Raw genomic sequence first — 18881 nt, 5'->3', positions numbered from 1 at the left:
GGGCCATACCACGCCGTTTATCTGGTTTGTTTGGTTTTCACGGTCAATTATTTGACTGATACGTTCATAATGTGCAAACATAATACGGTTTACCTTTGCATTTACTTTCAACCTGAAGGTTAATGGGCGCAGGGGTCGACCCATGCTATGGCTATAACCTTTGTTCGGAGGACCGACATGCACGAGACAGAGATCAACAACTACCTTGCCGTCATTAAGGTGGTCGGCGTCGGCGGCGGCGGTACCAACGCGGTCAATCGAATGATCGAAGAGGGCATCCGCGGCGTCGAGTTTGTTGCCATCAACACCGATGCTCAGGCACTCGCGATCTCTGATGCCGATATCAAGGTGCACATCGGCACCGACCTTACCCGCGGCCTGGGCGCCGGCGCCAATCCCGAGGTTGGCCGCAAGGCTGCCGATGAGTCCCGCGACGACATCGCCGAGGCGCTCGCTGGCGCCGACATGGTGTTTATCACCTGCGGCGAGGGCGGCGGCACCGGTACCGGCGCTGCTCCCATCGTTGCCGATATCGCGATGAACGAGGTCGGCGCACTGACCGTCGCCGTCGTGACCAAGCCCTTCACCTTCGAGGGCCGCAAGCGTAAGAAGAGCGCCGAGGAGGGCATCAAGACCCTCTCCGATTGCGTCGACACCATGATCGTCATTCCTAACGATAAGCTGCTCGACATCGCCGAGAAGAAGACCACCATGCTCGAGGCCTTCGCGATTGCCGATGGCGTCCTTTCCCAGGGCACCCAGGGCATCACCGACCTCATCACCGTCCCCGGTATCATCAACCTGGACTTCGCCGATGTTAAGACCATCATGAAGCAGGCCGGTACCGCCATGATGGGTATCGGTACCTCTTCTGGGGATACTCGTGCCGTCGACGCTGCCCAGCAGGCCATCTCCAGCCCGCTGCTCGAGAGCTCCATCGATGGTGCCACGCGCGTGCTGCTCTCCATCGCCGGTTCCAAGGACCTGGGCATCCAGGAGATCAGCGACGCCGCCGACGTTGTCGCCAACGCCGTCGACCCCGAGGCCAACATCATCTTCGGTACCGTTGTCGACGAGTCCCTGGGCGATCAGGTGCGTATCACCGTCATCGCTACGGGCTTCTCCGACTCCAACGTCAACCGTCAGGATGAGCTCTTTGCTGCTCAGCAGTCTCAGAGCAAGGCCGCTGCCTCCGCTGAGCCGCAGCGCACCGCTCCGGCTGCCAGCCCGGCTCAGGCCGCTCCGACCCGCAACGTCGGTGGTACCGAGCTGCCCAACTTTGGCAACGACCAGTTCGAGCTTCCCGACTTCCTGAAGCGCGGTAGCTTCTAGTTCGTTTTTCTCAACGACTTGCACGGGGTGTGTCCATTTGGATGCACCCCGTTTTGTTTCTCGTTTGTAAACGAAAGCCTCCAATCTCCTTACGTTCCCTTTACGTTTGGTCCCTACCGCTGCGGGTATCCTTTTAAGGAAGTATGACAGCCGTATAAACGCGGACTGCGCGGCGACGCCGCGGTACTTGTGTTATTAGGAGGCTTTAGTATGGCAGCACGTGCGGACAACGTTTCGCGTGTCGACCATGATGGAGTTACGTTGGTGGAGGGCGCGACATCCGATGTCCGCTTTGCCTTTACCGAGCGCACCGGTGGCGTTTCTGAAGATGCGTACTCCTCGCTCAACCTGGGCTCGCATGTAGGCGATGACCCCTTTGCTGTTCAAGAAAATCGTCGTCGAGTGCTCGAAGCTATGGGCGCCACTGAGTGCGAGCATAATCTGCTCGTGCCCAATCAGGTACATGGTGACCATATCGTTACGGTGACTTCGAACGGCTCCGACGATCTTGAGGCTGTTCGCGAGCAGATTGCCGAGGGCTGCGATGCCATCGTCTGTACGGCCCATGACGTGCCCGTGCTGCTCTGCTTTGCCGACTGCGTTCCCGTGGTGCTGGTGGCCCCCGGCGGATTTGCCGTGGTGCACTCCGGTTGGAAGGGCACGATTGCACGTATTTCTGCCAAGGCGTGCCAGGCGCTTTGCGATGCTGCCGGCTGCGATGCGAGCGACGTTTCCGCCTATATCGGGCCCCATATCCTGGGTGACGAGTACGAGGTTTCCCAGGAGCTCATGGATCGCTTTGCCGCCGAGTTCTCTTGCATCGATGCGAGCACCTCTCGCATGCTCGATCTTTCCGCTGCCATTTGTGAGGCGCTGGTAGATGCCGGTGTGGACGCGGATAATATCGTGGATACCCAGCTTTCGACTGTGCGTCAGAACGACCGCTTTTATTCCTACCGTAACGAGGGCGGCACCTGTGGGCGCCATGCTGCGATCGGCGTGATGCTATGAGAAAGATCGTATCGGTCCTGAGCGCCGCTGTGCTTACGCTTACGCTGTGCGCCTGTTCTTCGGGATCTTCTACCTCTTCCATTACTGTGGCCGGCTCCACGACCTGCCTTCCTATCGCCGAAATTGCGGCAGAGGGCTTTAAGGAGGAGACCGGCATCGACGTGCTCGTTTCCGGTTTGGGCTCTTCCGCTGGCATCGAAGCCGTCAGCGCTGGCACGGCCGATATCGCCAGCTCCTCCCGTGGACTCAATGCCGACGAACAGGATCTGGGCCTGACTCCCATCGTCATTGCCCACGACGGTATCGCGGTCATCGTGAACGAAGACAACCCCGTCGATAACCTCTCGACCGAGCAGCTCCGCGATATCTATGCCGGCAAGATCACCAACTGGAAAGAAGTCGGTGGCGAGGACCTGAGGATTCAGGTTATCAACCGAGATGAGGCGTCTGGCACGCGTGAAGCCTTCCGCACCATCGTGATGGACGGCACCCCGTTCGATCGCCGCTCCGCCGTTCTTTCGGGCACGGGCCAGGTGCGCGACGTGGTATCTCGTTCGCGCGGTGCCATTGGCTACATTTCGCTGGGCTTCGTCGATAGCCTCAACGCCAAGACCTCGGTCAAGGCCGTCTCGGTCAATCATGTTGAGGCGTCCGAGAAGACGGTCGCGAGTGGCGGCTATCCCATCTCGCGCGACCTTTACTTCTTTGTGAAGGGTGCGCCTTCGCAGCAGGCGCAGGATTACATCGACTATGTGACGTCCGAAAAGATGGACAAGCAGATTCGCGAGGCGGGCTTTATTCCCGTCACCAACGACGAGAAGGGGAGTGAGTAGCATGGAAGCACAGGAAAACTCCCAGACTGAGCAGAATGCTCAGGCGCCCAAGAAGCGCGAGCTGGCGCTCGTATCGCGCAGCACCTATATCAAGGAGAAGGCGCTGCAGTGGATTTTCTTTGCCTGCGCGTTCTTGGCGGTTGTTACCGTCATCCTGATTTTTGTCTTTACCACGTACTCGGCGCTGCCCGTCTTTACCGACATCGGTCTGGCGGACTTCTTTAGCTTTACGTGGGCGCCCTCTGAGGGCCACTACGGCATCGTGTCGCTGCTTGCCGGCTCGGGTCTGGTGACCGTCGGTGCGCTCGCCATGGGTGTGCCCCTAGGCGTGGGCACGGCCGTGTATCTGGTCGAGATCGCCAGCAAGCGCGTGCGCAAGCTCATCAGCCCTGCCGTTGACCTGTTGGCCGGCATCCCTTCTATCATCTATGGCTTCTTTGGCATGATCATCATCCGTCCGTTTATCGCGCAACTGACCGGTGGTCTTGGTTTTGGTGCGCTGACGGCGTGGTTCGTGCTTGCCATCATGATCGTCCCTACCATCACCACGCTCACCATCGATGCCCTCAATTCCATTCCCATGGGTATTCGCGAGGCATCGTATGCCATGGGTGCTACTAAGTGGCAGACCATCTATAAGGTCGTGCTACCTGCCGCCAAGCTGGGTATCGTGGATGCCATCGTGCTGGGTATGGGCCGTGCCATCGGCGAGACCATGGCCGTGCTCATGGTCGTGGGTAACGCCCCGGTTATTCCCGACAGCATTGCGAGCCCCATCTCGACGCTCACGAGCCAGATCGCGCTCGACATGAGCTATTCCTCGGGTCTGCACCGCTCGGCGCTGTTCGGCATGGGCGTGGTCCTGTTTATCATCTCCGCCACGCTGGTGGGCATCGTCCGTCTGATTTCCAAGAAGAAGAGGGGGTAGGCTATGTCCGATTCCGTTGACGCGACGGTCGATACGACCTCGTCGCGCGAGCGCATCAAGCGTGCCCTTTCCCATGGCAAGAAGGGCCGCATCAACAAGGACCTGTCCAACAAGATCATGCTTGGCGTGTTCCGTGCCGCGGCATACATCACCACGCTGGTGCTTGTCGCTATCATTGCTTATGTGGTCATTAACGGCCTGCCGCATATCTCGCTCGACTTTATCTTCGGTTGGCCCCAGGGCGTCAACGCCGAGGGCGGAATTTGGCCCACGATCGTCTCGACCGTCTATGTGACGGCGCTCGCCATGCTTATCTGCACGCCGATTGCTGTGCTGGCAGCCGTCTATCTGGCCGAGTACGCCAAGCAGGGCAAGGTCGTCGAGCTCATTCGCTACGCTGCTGACGCTTTGGCCTCGGTGCCCTCCATCGTTATGGGCCTGTTTGGCTACGCCTTGTTTGTCGAGGCCATGGGCCTGGGCCTTTCGATGGTCTCGGCCGCTCTGGCGCTCGCGCTCTTGATGCTTCCCATCGTCATGCGCACCACCGAAGAGGCCATTCGCGCCGTCCCGCGCTATATCCGTTGGGGCGCGTACGGCCTGGGCGCCACCAAGTGGCAGGTGGTCTCCAAGATTGTGCTTCCTTCTGCCTTTGGCCGTATTGCCACGGGCATCGTCCTCGCCATCGGCCGCGCCATTGGCGAGACCGCGGTGGTGCTCTACACCATGGGCCAAGCCATCAATCTACCTATTTCGCCGCTCGATTCCGGCCGCCCCATGACGGTTCACCTGTACCTGCTTGCCAACGATGGCATCAACATGAACGCAGCCTACGGCACCGCGCTCTTGCTGATGGTGATCATTCTGGCCTTCAACCTGTTTGCGCGCTTCCTGTCGCGCAAGCGTCACTAGTTAAGGAGTCCCATGTCCGTTTATCAGTCCGCTCCCACGCCGGAGCAAGCAGCCATCACGGCCAAGGATTTCAACTTTTGGTACGGTGACTTTCATGCGCTGACGGGGCTTGACCTCAACATCGCCAAAAACGCCATCACCTCGTTTATCGGTCCTTCGGGCTGTGGCAAGTCGACGTTTTTGCGCTGCATCAACCGCATGAACGACCTGATCGAGGGCACGCGCGTCGAGGGCACCATGACGCTTGACGGCAACGATATCTATGCTGAGGGCGTCGATCCGGTCGACCTCCGCCGTCGCGTGGGCATGATCTTTCAGCAGCCCAACCCGTTCCCTAAATCCATCTACGAGAATGTCGCTTTTGGCCCTCGTCTGCAGGGCGTGACTAGCAAAAGCGACCTCGATGACATCGTGGAAGAATCGCTCAAGCGCGCCAACCTCTGGAAAGAGGTATCCAATCAGCTCAACAAGGATGGTTTGGCGCTCTCGGGCGGTCAGCAGCAGCGTCTGTGCATCGCGCGTGTGCTTGCGGTGCAGCCCGATGTCCTTCTGATGGACGAGCCCTGCTCCGCCATCGACCCCACGTCCGTTTCCAAGGTCGAGGATCTGATGGCCGAGCTGGCGCCCGAGATGACGATCATCATCGTCACGCATTCAATGCAGCAGGCAGCTCGAATTAGCGACTACACCGCATTTTTCTTGCAGGAAGTTGCCGGCGAGCCCGCCACGCTCATCGAGTATGGTCAAACCGACGCGATCTTTACCAGCCCGGTGGATTCGCGGACGGAAGACTATATCACCGGCCGCTTTGGCTAATCGGTGCGACTAGTCCCAAGCCGATCGGACCTGGTCCGGTGCGTATTCACTGTGCGGGCGGCATGACCGCACCCAACTGATTGGAGTGAACCATGCGCAAACTGTTTTCCCGTCAGCTCGTCGAGGCTCGTCACGAGATGTTGAGCATCTACGAGGCTGTAGACCTGGCGCTTCACGACGCCGTGAAGGCCTATGTGACCGACGACCGCAAGCTCGCCACCAAGACCAAGAAGCGCACGCTTTCGATTGACGCGCGCTGCGCCAACTTGGAGGCCGTGTGCTACAACCTGATCGCCACACAGTCGCCGGTCGCCTCCGACTTCCGCTTGCTGCAGACGATCATCTACGTCGACTTTAACCTGCAGCGCATGACCGATAAGGTCCGCCAGATCTGTCGTGCCACGCGTCACATGGTCAAGGCCGATATCTCTCTGCCCCAGGAGCTTGTTGGTACGGTTGAGGCCGAGGCCGAAGCCGTATACCAGGTGCTGGGCTCATCGCTTTCCGCGCTCGTCACCAACGACATGTCCATCATCTGCAACTTGGCCGTCGAGGACGAGCCGGTGCACGCGGCCTACGAGAAGTTCTTCCGTACCTTCAACCGCATGGACGCGGGCGAGTTTATGGATGACGACAGCAACTATGACGACCTGCGTCGCGCCATCATGGTTTCGCGCTACCTCGATCGCATCGCTTCCATTTCCATCGATGCCGCCTGCCGTCTGACCTTCCTGTTGACTGGTCAGCGTATGAACGTCGGCGATATCGCCCGCACTGATGAGGATGAGCTCGAGAGCATGCGCGTGCCTTCGGGCGAGGGTGTTATCATGAGGCCCGCCGTCGACGCTCGCTACGTTGCCAAGGTGCCCGTTAACGAGGTCAGCGAGGGTCTTCGCTACCTGCTCGATCATCTTGAGGACGAGGACGATGGCGAGGACGACGAGGAGTAAGTAACCCCGTTCGTCGAAAGATTGTAAATACCTAAGTGAGCGCGGCCTTGCACATGCGGGGCCGCGCTCTTGCGTTAGCATGGGACTACTTATTTGGCTGTCAGCGGAGGCGATTGGCAATGGATAACTATTTGGACTTGATGCGCGCTCGCCGCGAGCAGATTCTGGAACGTTTTTATGCGGCGCTCGATCGCGCAGGCCGTCCCCACGACGCCGCGAGCCTCATTGCCGTGTCCAAGACCGTTGGTGTCGATGAGACCGTTGCCGCCATCCAGGCGGGGTATCGCCATTTTGCCGAGAACCGCCCGCAGGAGCTGGTTCGCAAGCTCACGGGTCTGGCGGAGCATCCGGAGCTGCCCGAGGTGCGCTTCGATATGATCGGCAACCTGCAGACCAATAAGATCAATGCGGTGCTGGGCTCAGCCGAGCTGATTCACTCGGTGGGTTCGCTGCATCTGGCGCAGGCGATCTCGAGCCGTGCTGTCCGCAAGATTGAGGCAGGCGAGCTCGCCGGCCCCCAGCGTGTGCTCATCGAGGTCAATGTGAGTGGTGAGGAGTCGAAGGGAGGCTTTTCGCCCGATGAGATTCGCGCCGCCGCGGGTGAGCTTGCGGAACTTGAGGGAATTTGCGTACAGGGGCTTATGACTATGGCGCCCCGGGGGAATAAGGATGTGGCACGCCGCACCTTTGCGGGGCTTCGTGAGCTGAGGGATGAGCTGGAGGCGGCGCATCCCGATTTGAACCTGCCTGAGCTTTCCTGCGGCATGAGCGAGGACTTTGAGCCTGCCCTTGAGGAGGGCTCTACGCTCGTTCGCCTGGGCAGGGTAGTATTTAGCCCGGAGTTTGCAGTAAAATAAGGCTCTGAAGTGCGCACTGATTATCGGGGCGCCTGCACTAAACCGCGAGAGGACACAACCATGGGCTTCCTTGACGAGATTAAAAATAAGATGCACCTGGGCGGCCAGCAGGGTTACGACCAGGGTTATGGCCAGGACGACGACTACGGCTACGATGACGGCTATGACGATAGTTATCAGGGCAACGGCTACAGCGGTGCTTCGGGCGAGGGCTTCTACACCCAAGACGAGCCGAGCAACGGCCTGCTTGGTCAGACGCGCCGCGGTGAAGCTGAGTCGGTTGCCGTGTATACGCGCTCCGGTCAGCTGGTCGGCGATGACTCCCGCCATGCCACGACGTATAACCCGCCTTCGCGCTCGCAGGACAGTGTTGCGAGCGGTTATCGTCCTGGTGCCTATGACACGCCGTCGAGCTACGCCGAGAACACCCGCGCCCGTGCCGCCGCTGCGCCCGCGCCTGCACCGAGCGATGCCTCGGCCTATGCGAGCAACATCATCAACGCCACGCCGCAGCTGCCGGCCTATGTCCTGCGCCCCGAGAGCTACGACGACGTGGAGACCGTGGTGCGCCGCGTTCGCACCAAGCAGCCTGTCGCACTGATTTTTGTGGGCGTACGCACCGAAGTTGCCAAGCGCGTCTTGGACTTCTCTTACGGCTTTGCCTGCGGTCTGGGTGCCGCGGTCAAGGAGGTGGGCGACCGCGTGTTCATGGTGCTGCCCGCCGGTTGCGAGGTCAAAGATTCCGATCTCAAGAAGCTTCGTGCCGACGGCTACCTCAAGTAAAGACAAGACGAGGAGATTCCCATCAACATCTACACTATCGTCCAGCTGGTCAACACGCTGTTCAACTTCTATTCCACGCTTATTGTCGTCTACTGCTTTATGACGTGGATTCCCATGAAGCAGGGTGGTTTGCTTCAGGATATTGCTGCGGTGCTCGATAGCGTGTGCGGTCCGTGGCTCAACCTGTTCCGTCGTTTCATCCCGCCGATGGGCGGTGTCGATTTTTCGCCGGTCGTTGCGATTATTGCGTTGCAGTTGGTGCAGAGGCTGGTTCTGCAGCTTCTTATAGGTATACTCGTATAGAACTGACTTAGTAACTTACGTCGGGCGTGTAGCGCCGAGGCGATGAAAAAGGAGACTTGTTATGGCTATTACCCCTGCAGACATCCAGGCTCAGACTTTCTCTGAGGCCAAGCGTGGCTACGATCCCGCCGAGGTCGACGTCTTCTTGGAGACGCTGTCCTCCGAGGTTGACGCTATGCTCGCTAAGATCGTCGACCTTAAGGGTCGCCTGACTGCTACCGAGCAGCAGCTTGCCGATGCGCAGGCTCAGCTTGCCCAGGCTCAGGATGCCACCGCCCAAGCCGTTCCTGCCGCCCCCGTGGCTGCTCCCGCCCCTGACTTCTCCGCTCAGGAGCGCCAGATTTCCGCTGCCCTGATCGCTGCCCAGCAGACCGCTGAGACCATCGTCAACGATGCCAACGAGAACGCTGAGCGTATCCGCAACGAGGCTGACGCTAAGGCACGCGAGGTTATCCGCCAGGCTCTGACCGAGAAGCAGGCCGAGCTCGAGGAAATCGATCGTCTCAAGGCTTCCCGCGAGGAGTTCAAGGCCGGGTACCTCAAGCTCATCCAGCACTTCATGGACGATGCCCAGAACTCCTTCCCGGCCGACCTCATGGCCTCCACGCCGGTCGGTTCTGCCGCTTCTCCTGCGGTGACTGTTCCCGCCGAGCCGCTGCCCGTCGCTGACCCGGTTGTCCCCGTGGCCGATCCCTTCGCCCCGATCGACAACTTTGCCGCCGACGACCTGGACTAGCATCAGAGCTACAATCTAGTGTCCTTAAGAGGAGCTCGCACCTGCGGGCTCCTTTTTTGTGGCTGTATACGGGTTGGGAAACAAAACGCCGAGCTCTGCATGCGATAGGACAGAACTCGGCGAAGGGCGCGTGGTAAAAGGTAGATTTTAAGGTATGCCTAAAAACTACTTGAGGAGGAAGTTGGAGAGGGGAATAGTGCGGGCCTCGCGATGCTCGGGATCGGCGATGTGGTCGGCGGGATAGCCACAGACGAGCATGTGATAGGGATAGACGCCCTTGGGCAGATTGAACTGCTCCTGTGCCACCTCAGGCTTAAAATGGCATACCCAGCACGTTCCCAGGCCCTGCTCGGCGGCCTCCGTCATCATCTGGTCGCACACGATGGACGTATCGATTTCACTGGAATTCATCTGGTCATACGGGCGCACCCAAGCATCATCGGTAACGCTGCAAATAAGGAAGACAAGCGGAGCTCCAAAGATAGACCCATCACGAGCAAACCGAGGCTGACAAGCAGCAGCCTTCTCCAACAGCTCAGGCGTATCCAGCACCATCACACGGGCTGGATGATTATTACAAGCAGAAGGAGCAATACGCCCAGCCTCAACAATGGCATCCACCACAGCCTGCTCAACAGAACGGTCCTCAAAAGAACGACAAGAATACCGACCACGAGCCAGATCCAAATAAGACATACAAGCCCTCCTAAAATTAAAAATCAAACAAACCAAAAGTAACCCAAAGAGTACCCAAAGCAGCAATCAGCCAAACGCTCATCAAGGGCCAAAGTGTCCGAACGGATACCAAAGGTCCCTTCAGCCAAACCCCCATCGCGCTAAATCTATCAGCCAAAGTTCCCAATGGTGGTACGTAAGGCGAAGGGCCGGCCACGGTTTACTTTCGAACGACTCTGCAAAGCAGCCGGAGTGAGAAAGCAAACCGTGGCCGGCCCTTCGCCGCCGGGACACGTACCCCCAATTAACTGTTCTTCATGACAATCGAATCCACGACATCGGCCACATTCTCGCAGCAGTCGGCGCAGTACTCCAGGAAGGCGTACACGTCACGCCAAGCGATGACCTCGAGCGGGTCCTTGCCGTTAACGTGCAGGTTACGCATGGCGTTGATATAGAGCTCGTCGGCCTCGGACTCGATGGTGTTGATCTGGATGACGAGCTCGCGCAGCGTTTTGGACTTGCGGTAGTTAGGCAGCTCGACCATCAGGTCTTTCATGGCGCGGCAGGCGTCGGTCACCTTGTGGGCGATCACGATGGCATCGGGATGGATGCTCTGGATGTTGGTGAAGTAGACGCGCTGCACGACGCCCTCGATGCGGTCGAGCACGGTGTCGAGCGAGCAGCTCATCAGGTCCAGGTCCTCGCGCTCAAGCGGGGTGATAAAGGCGGTGAGCAAGGCGTCTTCGAGCTCGTGGTGCTTCTTGTCGGCCGCATGCTCGATCGCGTGCATCTTGTCGAGCATATCGTGAATCTTTGCAGGATCGAAGTTCTCGAAAATCTTGGTGAGCAGCTCGGCGGCCTGGACGGCAAGGTCGGCGCAGGCGACGTAGTTGTCAAAGTAGAACGAATCGGGTTTCTTTGCCATGAGTGGGTCCTTTCGAGGCGAAGACGGGTGGGCGAGGTGTTACGGTCCGGATGGACGTTCGGTTTGACTAGATGAACATCATGAACAGCTTGGCCATGACAAAGCTGATGAGTCCGCAGGCGGGGAAGGTGAAGAACCAGGTGAACATCATGTCCTTGACGACGCCGAAGTTGATGGCCGAGAGGCGTTTGACGGCACCGACGCCCATGATGGCGCAGGTCTTGATGTGCGTGGAGGACACGGGGATGCCGGTAAGGGTGGCAAGCAGCAGGTTCGCGGCGCCCGCCAGGTCGGCGGAGAAGCCCTGGTACTTTTCGAGCTTGACCATGCTCTGGCCAACGGACTTGATGATGCGCTCGCCGCCCACGCTGGTGCCGATGCCCATGGTGGCCGAGCATAGCAGCATAATCCAGATGGGGATGCCGGCATCGCCGACGCTCGTCTGGCCGCTGGCAAAGGCCACGCCTAAAAAGAGCACGCCGATGAACTTCTGTCCATCCTGCGCGCCGTGCATAAAGCTCATGGCCGCAGCGCTCGCGATCTGAGCGTATTTAAAGAAGACATTGGCACGTCGCCTGTTGGCGGCGGCGAAAAGAATCGAGACGAGCTTGCACAGGACCCAGCCCATGACAAAGCCCAGACCGATGGAGAGCGCCAGGCCGTAGATGACCTTCATCCACTCGTGGACGTTGACGCTGCTCGCACCGCCGAGGGCGATGGCGGCACCGGTCAGGCCGGCGATAAGGCTGTGGCTTTGCGAGGTGGGGATGCCAAAACGCGACGCTGTGGCGCCGTAGACGACGATGGAGAACAGCGCCGCGCACAGACAGGCGAGCGCCATGGTGCTGTTTCCGCCAAAGTCGACAATATGGGAGATGGTGTTGGCGACGCTCGCGTTAAAGTGCGTCATGATGAGCACGCCAAGGAAGTTGAATGCGGCACTCATGAGAATAGCGGCGCGGGCGGGCATGCAACGCGTAGTGACGCAGGTCGCGATGGCGTTGGGTGCGTCGGTCCATCCATTGACGAAGATGGCGCCGAGCGCGAGGATCACGGTGACGGCAAGGACTGGGTTCGACACAAGTTGGCCGAGGAAGGTTGAGAACGTTACGTCCATATATGGGCTTTCTCGAAGTTTGCAGGCACGTTACAGAAACATGATAAATCGTATCACCTCCTGCGGGTTTCTTTACCGAGTTCTGATGGGAGCAGTGAATTTTTTGGCACTAAAAATGAATATTAGCCCTGTTGACCGTGGGTGTTCTTTTTGCTAACACACCATGAGGACACGTGCGCGCGCCCCAACACCCCAAAACCACAGTCTGTTCGCTTTACAATATGCAAACATGCGTTCGATAATAGGAGGCATGGAATATCGACAGACAGACGGCAAAACTCGGCGCGTGCACAAGCAGTATGTGGACGTCGTGGCTCGCATTCTCGCGGGCGGACAGGTTGTGCCGGTTACCGTCTGCTGGGTTGACGGTCGCTGCTTTACGATTGACGAGATTGTCTCGTCCACTGGGTTTGGCCTGACGGTTCACGGCATTCGTACGGCGACTTATAAGGTTCGTTTTGGCGGACATGCGACCGAACTGTATCTGGAAGAGCAGACACGCGAGCGACCGGATGGCTCGCAGACTCATCTGATGCGTTGGTGGGTGTGGGCGTTCGACCGAACACTCGAGAGCGAGCGCCGCAGGTAAGAACGCGTGGCGTTCGGGTACAATGGCAAGAAACTTGTCAGCTACGGCGCCGTCGCGGTGCTTTTTGAAAGGACGAAATTATGAACGATATCCAGGGCTATCAGAATGGCCCCATCGAGACCGGCGCAAGCCGTGCCAAGGAGATGTCGCCGCGCGCGTACAACCTTGTCATGTCTGCTCTGATCTTTTTGGGCTTTTGCGCCATGGGCGCCGGTGCTTACTTTACGAGCACCATGTCGTTTGCGCGCATGATGATGAGCGGCGCCGCTTTGCCGCTGGTCTTTGGCTCATTTATTTTGACCATCGTCGGCATGGTCATGATGTCGGCTGCTGCCAGCAAACAGTCCGTGGGCCTGTCACTCGTGGGCTACGTGGTCTTTGCGAGCACCTTTGGCCTGACGGCGTCGTTTGGTCTTGCCAACTACGACCTGCCTACCATTAACACCGCCTTTATCGCCACGGCCGCCATCACCTTTGTCTTTGGTGCGCTGGGCGTGACCTTCCCCAAGTTCTTCCAGCGTGTGTATGGCATTGGTTTTGGCATCCTGCTTGCCACGATTCTGGTCGAGATCGTGCTGATGTTCATGGGCGTTTCGCAGTCCATCACCGACCTGATCGTGATCGTGGTGTTCGCCGGCTTCATCGGCTACGACACCTATGTGGCAACGACGGTGCCGCCCACGCTGCCCAACGCCGTGCTCATGGCATCCAACCTGTTCGTGGACATCATCAACGTGTTCCTGCGCATTCTGAACATCCTCGGCCGTCGCGATTAAAGCGCGGCATTGCGATGCTTCCTGCCGGACGCGGTAAAACGATGTGAAAGGCGGTCCTTCGGGGCCGTCTTTTTTGTACGCGGCGGGGTATCATGGATGGGAAAAGCCGATAGCGGCAGCGACAGGAAAGGTGACCACTTATGGCAGACGTCGACAACAGGAACCGTAACCGCAGGTCCAACCGAGCGGGTCAGCCCAATCCCAAGCGCGAGGCCCGTGCCAAGGCCGCCGAGCGCCATGTGATGACTGTGTCCGAGGCCTGCGCCAAGGATATCGAGCGTTCGCTTGCCGGTGTTCGCGAGTTTGACGGCATGCCCACCGGCTTTGTCGCGGCGATGAAGGCCAAGGTTCAGACTGCTGTGGCCCCCGAAGAGCAGGTCGCCGAGGACGTCGAGAACGCGGAGACTGCCGAGGTCGAGGCAGCGCCCGAGACCGAGGCGGCGCCCGAGCCCGTCGAGGAGCCTGCCGAGGAAATCGCCGAAGCTGAGTCCGCGCCTGCTGAGGAGCCCGCTCCGGTCCTGCCCGAGGTCACTGTGCTTGATGCCTCCGCCACGCAGGCAATCCTCGATAACGGTCGCGGCTATGCGCAGTTCTGCGACATGGCCGTGCTCGCCTTTGCCTCGTTTACCAATCCGGGCGGTGGATATATTCAGGGTTATCTGGGCCAGGAGGCCACGCTGTGCGCCGATTCGTATCTGTACAACGTCCTCGATAAGCAGCGTAAATGGTACGGTGAGAACCGTCGCCGCAACATCAACTGTGAGCTGTACCGCAACCGTGCGCTGGTGGTGCCCGCGGTGCGCTTCGAGCGCAAGCATGTGCACGCCTATGCCGACGTGATCGTCGCCGCTGCACCCAACGCCAAGCGTGCTCGCCAGGAGTACCGCGTGAGCGACGATGCTCTGCTGGATGCCCTGCGCGACCGCATCCGCTTTGTGCTCGCCATCTGCGACGAGTTGGGTCGCGAGAAGCTCGTGCTGGGCGCATGGGGCTGCGACAACAACGGCTTTGATGCCGAGGCCGTGGCCGAGCTCTTCCGCAAGGAGCTCGCATCAGGCGACTTCAAGGTCAAGCAGGTCTTCTTTGCCGTGCCCTCTACGCGCTGGGACGAGGACTTCGCCAAATTCGAGCACGTGCTGGCAAACTTCCCCGAGCGAAACGAGGAGTCCTATGCTCAGGTTGCCGCCCGCGCCGCAGCCGCCCGTGCCGCCGAGCAGGCTCAGGCCGCTGCCGAGGATGACGAGGATGACGACGACTGGCGCAAGTACCTGTAAACGGTGCTCGTGATGCGATATACCGAGCCGACGGGAGAGGCTGCTCCTGTCGGCTTTTTATTGAGTGGGGAGCTTACGATGAAAAACGTTCTGTGCTTTGGTGACAGCAACACCTATGGTTACGATCCGGCGGGCATGCGCGACGGTACCGCGGTGCGCTATGCGCAGGATGTGCGCTGGTGTGGCGTGGTCCAACGTGACTTAGGCGAGGGCTGGCATGTAATTGAAGAAGGCCTCAACGGCCGCACGACGGTACGCGACGACATGTGCCATCTGGACACTAACCTCAACGGCATTCGCGCGCTTCCGATGCTGCTCGAGGCTCATAAGCCGCTGGACGCCATTGTGATCATGCTGGGCACCAACGACTGTAAGACGGTCTTTAACGTGACAGCTTCCGATATCGCCCGTGGCGCCATGGCGCTGATTCGCGCCGTCCGCGCGTTTCCGTGGACCGACGCTGCGCCTTGCCCGCGCATCCTGCTGATGGCTCCTATCAAGATCAAGCCGCAGATCGCCGATGTATATATGACCGATTTTGACGAGCGTTCCGTCGAGGCATCTGAACATTTTGGCGAGTACTATGCGCGCGTGGCCGAGCAGTTTGGCTGCGACTTTTTGAATGCCGCCGAGTTTGCCGAGCCGGGCGATATCGACTATCTGCATATGATGCCCGAAAGCCACGAGAGCCTGGGTCACGCCGTGGCAGCCAAGCTCAAAGAGATGCTCGGTGAGTAGCACGGTCCCAAGCCACCGCAAAGGGGACAGGCACCTTTGTGGTGGTTTTGCCCGGGTAAACGAACGGATTGGCTGCCATATGGGCATGGACGAGCTCATCGACCTCTTTGCCGAGGGCGATGAGCTCGTCTCCAATACCGCTTTTGAGGATTTGGATCTTGCCTACGACGTGGCGAACGGCGCGACCTTCGATGGCGTTGTGTTCCGATCTTGCGAGTTCGATAGCGTTGACTGGAGCGGCTCGACGTTTCGCGACGTGGTGTTTCGCGGTTGCCGCTTTATCCGCTGCAACATGGAAGGCTGCTGGCTCAGCCGCTGCGACTTCGTTGACTGCTCGGCACCGGGACTCAACTTGCTCAAGGCGCGCCTGTCGAGCGTGTCGTTTGGATCGTGCGATTTGAGCTATGCGAACCTTTCGGAGGGACGCATTGGCCCTATGACAGCATGCGATACACGTCTGAGAGAGGCTGCGTTTCAGGGTGCCAAGCTGGGTCAGATACGCCTGGATGGCTGTGACCTGACGCGTGTTGATGTGTTCAAGACGTCGCTTTCCGGCGTTGATGTGTCGCGCTGTACATTTGCAGCGCCCGTTGTTTCGGGCGATTACCATGAGCTGCGTGGCCTGACGGTCAATGCCGAGCAGGCGCTGGCACTCTCGGGTTTGTTGGGAATTCAACTCGCCGACGACTAGACGCCCCGGCCCTTTGCTCGACCGCTATCTAAAATCAAACCGTCGCAACATCCGATGATTTTTCGCGTTTGCACGATTTTCATCGAATGTTGCGACGGTTTTTGGTGCAAGGTAGCCTGTCTCTTTTTGGCAGGTTACTGGCTATTTAGTACTGCCACATGTGGTTGACGGGGCCAGAGCCTTTGCCCATGTCAAAGCCGGCGGCGAGAGCGCCCGTTAGGTAGGCCTTGCCGGCGTTGACGGCGTCGGCAAGATCCATGCCCTGAGCCAGCGCGCAGGCGATGGCGGACGAAAGCGTGCAGCCGGTGCCGTGTGTGTTGTCGGTCTCGATGCGCTTGTGGCGGAACCACGTGGTGAGCGGATCGCCCAGATGGTTGCCCTCGTCATCGAGTGGCGCGGGTTCGGCCAATACATCGTTGGCCTCGTTGACAAGATGCCCACCCTTAACGAGGGATGCGCAGCCAAAGCGGCGGGCGAGGAGCATGGCAGCATTTTGCTGCGTGCGCTCGGAGTCGACCTCGTAGTCGAGCAGGGCCATGGCCTCGGGAATATTGGGCGTGATAACCGTCGCCAGCGGGAACAGGCGGCGGGTGAGCGCCTCGGCGGCATCTTCGGCAATCAGCCGTGCGCCCGAGGTGGCTACCATGACGGGGTCGACTACCACGTTTGTCGCGTTCCAGGCGCTCAGGCGGTCGGCGATAACCTCGATAATCTCGGCAGAGGAAACCATGCCGATCTTGACGGCGCTTGGGCGGATATCGTCAAATACGGCGTCGATCTGCGCAGCGACGATATCAGGGGAGATATTCTGCACGGCGGTGACACCGAGCGTGTTTTGTGCGGTGATGGCGGTGATGGCCGTCTCGGCATACAGGCGGTGCGCCGTGATGGTCTTGATGTCGGCCTGAATGCCGGCGCCACCGCTGGAATCGGATCCTGCGATGGATAAAACGGCAGGTACCTTACTGCGATCCATGTTTGCTCCCTTGTTCGGTCGGAATCAAATGGGTCTTTAAGCCAGCATTATAAAGATGCCCGGGCCGACTCTATGTCGAACCCGGGCGGGCGATGCAATCTTTACGCAAATGTAAGCAAATGTTCACACGTCAACAATTGACGAACACCATGTTACCGATTGTGGCTCCGGTGACGAGTTAGTCCTCCATGCCGAGGTCGATCGTCGTGCCTTCGAACACCTTGTTAACGGTGCGGACGGCGCACATCTTGCCGCACATGGTGCAGGTGCCCTCGGTGGCGGCGGGGGACTCCTCGTAGCGCTTCTTACCGGTGACCGGGTCGAGAGCACACTCCCACATGGCATCCCAGTCGAGCTTGCGGCGTGCCTGACCCATCTTGTCGTCCATATCGCGGGCGTGCGGCACCTTTTTGGCGATATCGGCGGCGTGTGCGGCGATCTTGGTGGCCATGAGGCCGTCGAGCACATCCTGGGCGTTAGGCAGGCATAGGTGCTCGGCCGGTGTCACGTAGCACAGGAAGTCGGCACCGGAGCTGGCGGAGATAGCGCCGCCGATGGCAGCGGTGATGTGGTCGTAGCCCACGCCGATATCGGTCACCAGCGGCCCGAGCACATAGAACGGGGCGTTGTGGCACAGGCGCTTCTGCAGTTTCATGTTGGCGGCGATCTCGTCGAGCGCCATGTGACCCGGGCCCTCGACCATGACTTGGACGCCGGCGGCCCAGGCGCGCTTGCACAGCTTGCCCAGCTCGATCATCTCGGCGGTCTCGGTGGCGTCATTGGAGTCGTAGAGACAGCCCGGGCGGCAGGAGTCGCCGAGCGAGATGGTCACGTCGTACTCGTGGCAGATCTCGAGCAGCTCGTCAAAGTACTCGTAGAAGGGGTTTTCGTTGCCGGTAACCTCCATCCAGCCAAATAGCAGCGAGCCGCCGCGGCTGACGATGTTCATGAGGCGGCCGGTCTCCTTAAAGGTCTTGGTGACCGATTTGTTGATGCCGCAGTGGATGGTCATAAAGTCCACGCCGTCCTCGGCGTGCGCGCGCACGACCTCGAACAGGTCGTCCTTGGTGAGCTTGACCAGCGGCTTTTCCATGTAGCCGATGGCGTCGTACATGGGGACGGTGCCTACCATGAGCGGCGTCTCGTCGATGAGCTGCTGGCGGAACTGGCGCGTTTTGCCCGAGTTGGAAAGGTCCATGATGGCGTCGGCGCCAAAGTCCTCGGCGATCTTGACCTTCTTCCATTCCTCGGCGGCATCGGCCTTGTCGCCCGAGATGCCCAGGTTGACGTTGACCTTGGTGGACAGGCCCTCGCCGACACCAAAGGCGCGCATGCCCTTTTTGATATGCACGATGTTGGCGGGAATGGCGATGCGGCCGTCGGCCACGCGCTCGCGGATGTACTCGGGGTCGCGATGCTCGCGCTCGGCGACTTTCTTCATCTGCGGCGTGATCTGCCCGGCGCGGGCGAAGTCGATTTGCGTGACGAGCTTGGGCTCGGTCTGTGTGCTCATTGGCACGGCTCCCTTCGTTGGCATTACCCATATCAGGTTTGCGGGTCAGGGCGGGCGCGCCCAGTCTCAGCCTGCCGTCTTGTCCTGCAAGCTCCCCGTTTATGTAATGGGCTCAAGTATAGCTCGAATGGGTACGATTGGCCTAA

General features: G+C 59.4%; 21 protein-coding genes and 1 riboswitch. Of the genes, 16 read left to right on the top strand and 5 right to left on the bottom strand.

Annotated features, from left to right (window positions below; translation table 11 throughout):
* The first annotated feature begins 177 nt into the window (after positions 1 to 177).
* From ftsZ to DW943_RS03335, 11 genes are all read left to right on the top strand, one after another.
* Positions 178 to 1332, top strand: a complete 1155-nt coding sequence (ftsZ, locus tag DW943_RS03385; protein ID WP_055251674.1) for a cell division protein FtsZ — start codon at positions 178 to 180, stop codon at positions 1330 to 1332.
* Between the two features lie 210 nt (positions 1333 to 1542).
* Positions 1543 to 2343 (top strand): polyphenol oxidase family protein, encoded by an 801-nt coding sequence (locus DW943_RS03380; protein ID WP_117862187.1) that lies wholly within the window; start codon positions 1543 to 1545, stop codon positions 2341 to 2343.
* Positions 2340 to 3176 (top strand): phosphate ABC transporter substrate-binding protein, encoded by an 837-nt coding sequence (locus DW943_RS03375; RefSeq protein WP_117803367.1) that lies wholly within the window; start codon positions 2340 to 2342, stop codon positions 3174 to 3176. Before DW943_RS03380 ends, DW943_RS03375 begins: the two co-directional genes overlap by 4 nt.
* 1 nt (position 3177) lies before the next feature.
* Complete coding sequence (gene pstC / locus DW943_RS03370) at positions 3178 to 4104, top strand: phosphate ABC transporter permease subunit PstC (RefSeq protein ID WP_117776690.1); 927 nt, start codon at positions 3178 to 3180, stop codon at positions 4102 to 4104.
* Positions 4105 to 4107: 3 nt separating this feature from the next.
* Positions 4108 to 5013, top strand: a complete 906-nt coding sequence (pstA, locus tag DW943_RS03365) for a phosphate ABC transporter permease PstA (protein WP_117862186.1) — start codon at positions 4108 to 4110, stop codon at positions 5011 to 5013.
* 12 nt (positions 5014 to 5025) lie between these two features.
* Positions 5026 to 5829 carry a phosphate ABC transporter ATP-binding protein PstB gene (pstB, locus tag DW943_RS03360; protein WP_035137966.1) on the top strand — a complete coding sequence of 268 codons (804 nt, stop codon included), beginning with the start codon at positions 5026 to 5028 and terminating at the stop codon, positions 5827 to 5829.
* A gap of 92 nt (positions 5830 to 5921) precedes the next feature.
* Positions 5922 to 6779 (top strand): PhoU domain-containing protein, encoded by an 858-nt coding sequence (locus tag DW943_RS03355; protein ID WP_117862185.1) that lies wholly within the window; start codon positions 5922 to 5924, stop codon positions 6777 to 6779.
* A 119-nt stretch (positions 6780 to 6898) separates the two neighbouring features.
* A complete protein-coding gene (locus DW943_RS03350; RefSeq protein WP_117584221.1) occupies positions 6899 to 7636 on the top strand; it encodes a YggS family pyridoxal phosphate-dependent enzyme in 738 nt (245 codons plus the stop codon).
* Positions 7637 to 7696: 60 nt separating this feature from the next.
* A complete protein-coding gene (locus DW943_RS03345) occupies positions 7697 to 8419 on the top strand; it encodes a cell division protein SepF (RefSeq protein WP_117840366.1) in 723 nt (240 codons plus the stop codon).
* Positions 8420 to 8434: 15 nt separating this feature from the next.
* Complete coding sequence (locus DW943_RS03340) at positions 8435 to 8722, top strand: YggT family protein (RefSeq protein ID WP_370448069.1); 288 nt, start codon at positions 8435 to 8437, stop codon at positions 8720 to 8722.
* 61 nt (positions 8723 to 8783) lie between these two features.
* Complete coding sequence (locus DW943_RS03335) at positions 8784 to 9458, top strand: DivIVA domain-containing protein (RefSeq protein ID WP_117862184.1); 675 nt, start codon at positions 8784 to 8786, stop codon at positions 9456 to 9458.
* A gap of 165 nt (positions 9459 to 9623) precedes the next feature.
* Here DW943_RS03335 and DW943_RS03330 read toward each other — a convergent pair whose 3' ends face one another.
* The 3 genes from DW943_RS03330 to DW943_RS03320 all read right to left on the bottom strand — a co-directional run bounded on the left by DW943_RS03330 (position 9624) and on the right by DW943_RS03320 (position 12178).
* Entirely contained in the window at positions 9624 to 10154 is a 531-nt protein-coding gene (locus DW943_RS03330) for a nitroreductase family protein (RefSeq protein ID WP_117862183.1), read from the bottom strand.
* 283 nt (positions 10155 to 10437) lie between these two features.
* Positions 10438 to 11061: a DUF47 domain-containing protein gene (locus tag DW943_RS03325; protein ID WP_055251695.1), complete on the bottom strand. Its 624-nt coding sequence runs from the start codon at positions 11059 to 11061 to the stop codon at positions 10438 to 10440.
* Positions 11062 to 11128: 67 nt separating this feature from the next.
* Positions 11129 to 12178, bottom strand: coding sequence for an inorganic phosphate transporter (locus DW943_RS03320; RefSeq protein ID WP_055251696.1), 1050 nt, complete (start codon positions 12176 to 12178; stop codon positions 11129 to 11131).
* A 250-nt stretch (positions 12179 to 12428) separates the two neighbouring features.
* Between DW943_RS03320 and DW943_RS03315 the strand changes: the two genes are divergently transcribed.
* The 5 genes from DW943_RS03315 (at position 12429) to DW943_RS03295 (ending at position 16246) form a co-directional block, all read left to right on the top strand.
* Complete coding sequence (locus tag DW943_RS03315) at positions 12429 to 12767, top strand: hypothetical protein (protein ID WP_117757010.1); 339 nt, start codon at positions 12429 to 12431, stop codon at positions 12765 to 12767.
* An 80-nt stretch (positions 12768 to 12847) separates the two neighbouring features.
* Entirely contained in the window at positions 12848 to 13543 is a 696-nt protein-coding gene (locus DW943_RS03310; protein ID WP_117757011.1) for a Bax inhibitor-1 family protein, read from the top strand.
* A gap of 140 nt (positions 13544 to 13683) precedes the next feature.
* Complete coding sequence (locus DW943_RS03305) at positions 13684 to 14817, top strand: TIGR02452 family protein (RefSeq protein ID WP_117862182.1); 1134 nt, start codon at positions 13684 to 13686, stop codon at positions 14815 to 14817.
* Positions 14818 to 14895: 78 nt separating this feature from the next.
* A complete protein-coding gene (locus tag DW943_RS03300; protein ID WP_158566081.1) occupies positions 14896 to 15555 on the top strand; it encodes an SGNH/GDSL hydrolase family protein in 660 nt (219 codons plus the stop codon).
* Between the two features lie 79 nt (positions 15556 to 15634).
* Complete coding sequence (locus tag DW943_RS03295; RefSeq protein ID WP_117757012.1) at positions 15635 to 16246, top strand: pentapeptide repeat-containing protein; 612 nt, start codon at positions 15635 to 15637, stop codon at positions 16244 to 16246.
* Between the two features lie 145 nt (positions 16247 to 16391).
* Here the strand turns inward: DW943_RS03295 and thiD are convergent, their stop codons facing one another.
* Positions 16392 to 17222, bottom strand: coding sequence for a bifunctional hydroxymethylpyrimidine kinase/phosphomethylpyrimidine kinase (gene thiD, locus DW943_RS03290; RefSeq protein WP_117757013.1), 831 nt, complete (start codon positions 17220 to 17222; stop codon positions 16392 to 16394).
* A 178-nt stretch (positions 17223 to 17400) separates the two neighbouring features.
* Complete coding sequence (gene thiC, locus DW943_RS03285; protein ID WP_117862180.1) at positions 17401 to 18735, bottom strand: phosphomethylpyrimidine synthase ThiC; 1335 nt, start codon at positions 18733 to 18735, stop codon at positions 17401 to 17403.
* Positions 18728 to 18843: riboswitch (TPP riboswitch) on the bottom strand. (Overlaps the previous gene by 8 nt.)
* Positions 18844 to 18881 lie beyond the last annotated feature (38 nt).

Origin of the sequence: Collinsella sp. AM44-11 (assembly GCF_003467145.1) — a bacterium.
In the GTDB taxonomy this organism is placed as follows: Bacteria; Actinomycetota; Coriobacteriia; order Coriobacteriales; family Coriobacteriaceae; genus Collinsella.
This window is presented reverse-complemented; position numbering and strand designations above follow the sequence as displayed.

Bases quoted from the DNA above. Each gene is read 5' to 3' on its own strand.
- ftsZ (WP_055251674.1), top strand. From the start codon at position 178: ATGCACGAGACAGAGATCAACAACTACCTTGCCGTCATTAAGGTGGTC.
- DW943_RS03380 (WP_117862187.1), top strand. From the start codon at position 1,543: ATGGCAGCACGTGCGGACAACGTTTCGCGTGTCGACCATGATGGAGTT.
- DW943_RS03375 (WP_117803367.1), top strand. From the start codon at position 2,340: ATGAGAAAGATCGTATCGGTCCTGAGCGCCGCTGTGCTTACGCTTACG.
- pstC (WP_117776690.1), top strand. From the start codon at position 3,178: ATGGAAGCACAGGAAAACTCCCAGACTGAGCAGAATGCTCAGGCGCCC.
- pstA (WP_117862186.1), top strand. From the start codon at position 4,108: ATGTCCGATTCCGTTGACGCGACGGTCGATACGACCTCGTCGCGCGAG.
- pstB (WP_035137966.1), top strand. From the start codon at position 5,026: ATGTCCGTTTATCAGTCCGCTCCCACGCCGGAGCAAGCAGCCATCACG.
- DW943_RS03355 (WP_117862185.1), top strand. From the start codon at position 5,922: ATGCGCAAACTGTTTTCCCGTCAGCTCGTCGAGGCTCGTCACGAGATG.
- DW943_RS03350 (WP_117584221.1), top strand. From the start codon at position 6,899: ATGGATAACTATTTGGACTTGATGCGCGCTCGCCGCGAGCAGATTCTG.
- DW943_RS03345 (WP_117840366.1), top strand. From the start codon at position 7,697: ATGGGCTTCCTTGACGAGATTAAAAATAAGATGCACCTGGGCGGCCAG.
- DW943_RS03335 (WP_117862184.1), top strand. From the start codon at position 8,784: ATGGCTATTACCCCTGCAGACATCCAGGCTCAGACTTTCTCTGAGGCC.
- DW943_RS03330 (WP_117862183.1), bottom strand. From the start codon at position 10,154: ATGTCTTATTTGGATCTGGCTCGTGGTCGGTATTCTTGTCGTTCTTTT.
- DW943_RS03325 (WP_055251695.1), bottom strand. From the start codon at position 11,061: ATGGCAAAGAAACCCGATTCGTTCTACTTTGACAACTACGTCGCCTGC.
- DW943_RS03320 (WP_055251696.1), bottom strand. From the start codon at position 12,178: ATGGACGTAACGTTCTCAACCTTCCTCGGCCAACTTGTGTCGAACCCA.
- DW943_RS03315 (WP_117757010.1), top strand. From the start codon at position 12,429: ATGGAATATCGACAGACAGACGGCAAAACTCGGCGCGTGCACAAGCAG.
- DW943_RS03310 (WP_117757011.1), top strand. From the start codon at position 12,848: ATGAACGATATCCAGGGCTATCAGAATGGCCCCATCGAGACCGGCGCA.
- DW943_RS03305 (WP_117862182.1), top strand. From the start codon at position 13,684: ATGGCAGACGTCGACAACAGGAACCGTAACCGCAGGTCCAACCGAGCG.
- DW943_RS03300 (WP_158566081.1), top strand. From the start codon at position 14,896: ATGAAAAACGTTCTGTGCTTTGGTGACAGCAACACCTATGGTTACGAT.
- DW943_RS03295 (WP_117757012.1), top strand. From the start codon at position 15,635: ATGGGCATGGACGAGCTCATCGACCTCTTTGCCGAGGGCGATGAGCTC.
- thiD (WP_117757013.1), bottom strand. From the start codon at position 17,222: ATGGATCGCAGTAAGGTACCTGCCGTTTTATCCATCGCAGGATCCGAT.
- thiC (WP_117862180.1), bottom strand. From the start codon at position 18,735: ATGAGCACACAGACCGAGCCCAAGCTCGTCACGCAAATCGACTTCGCC.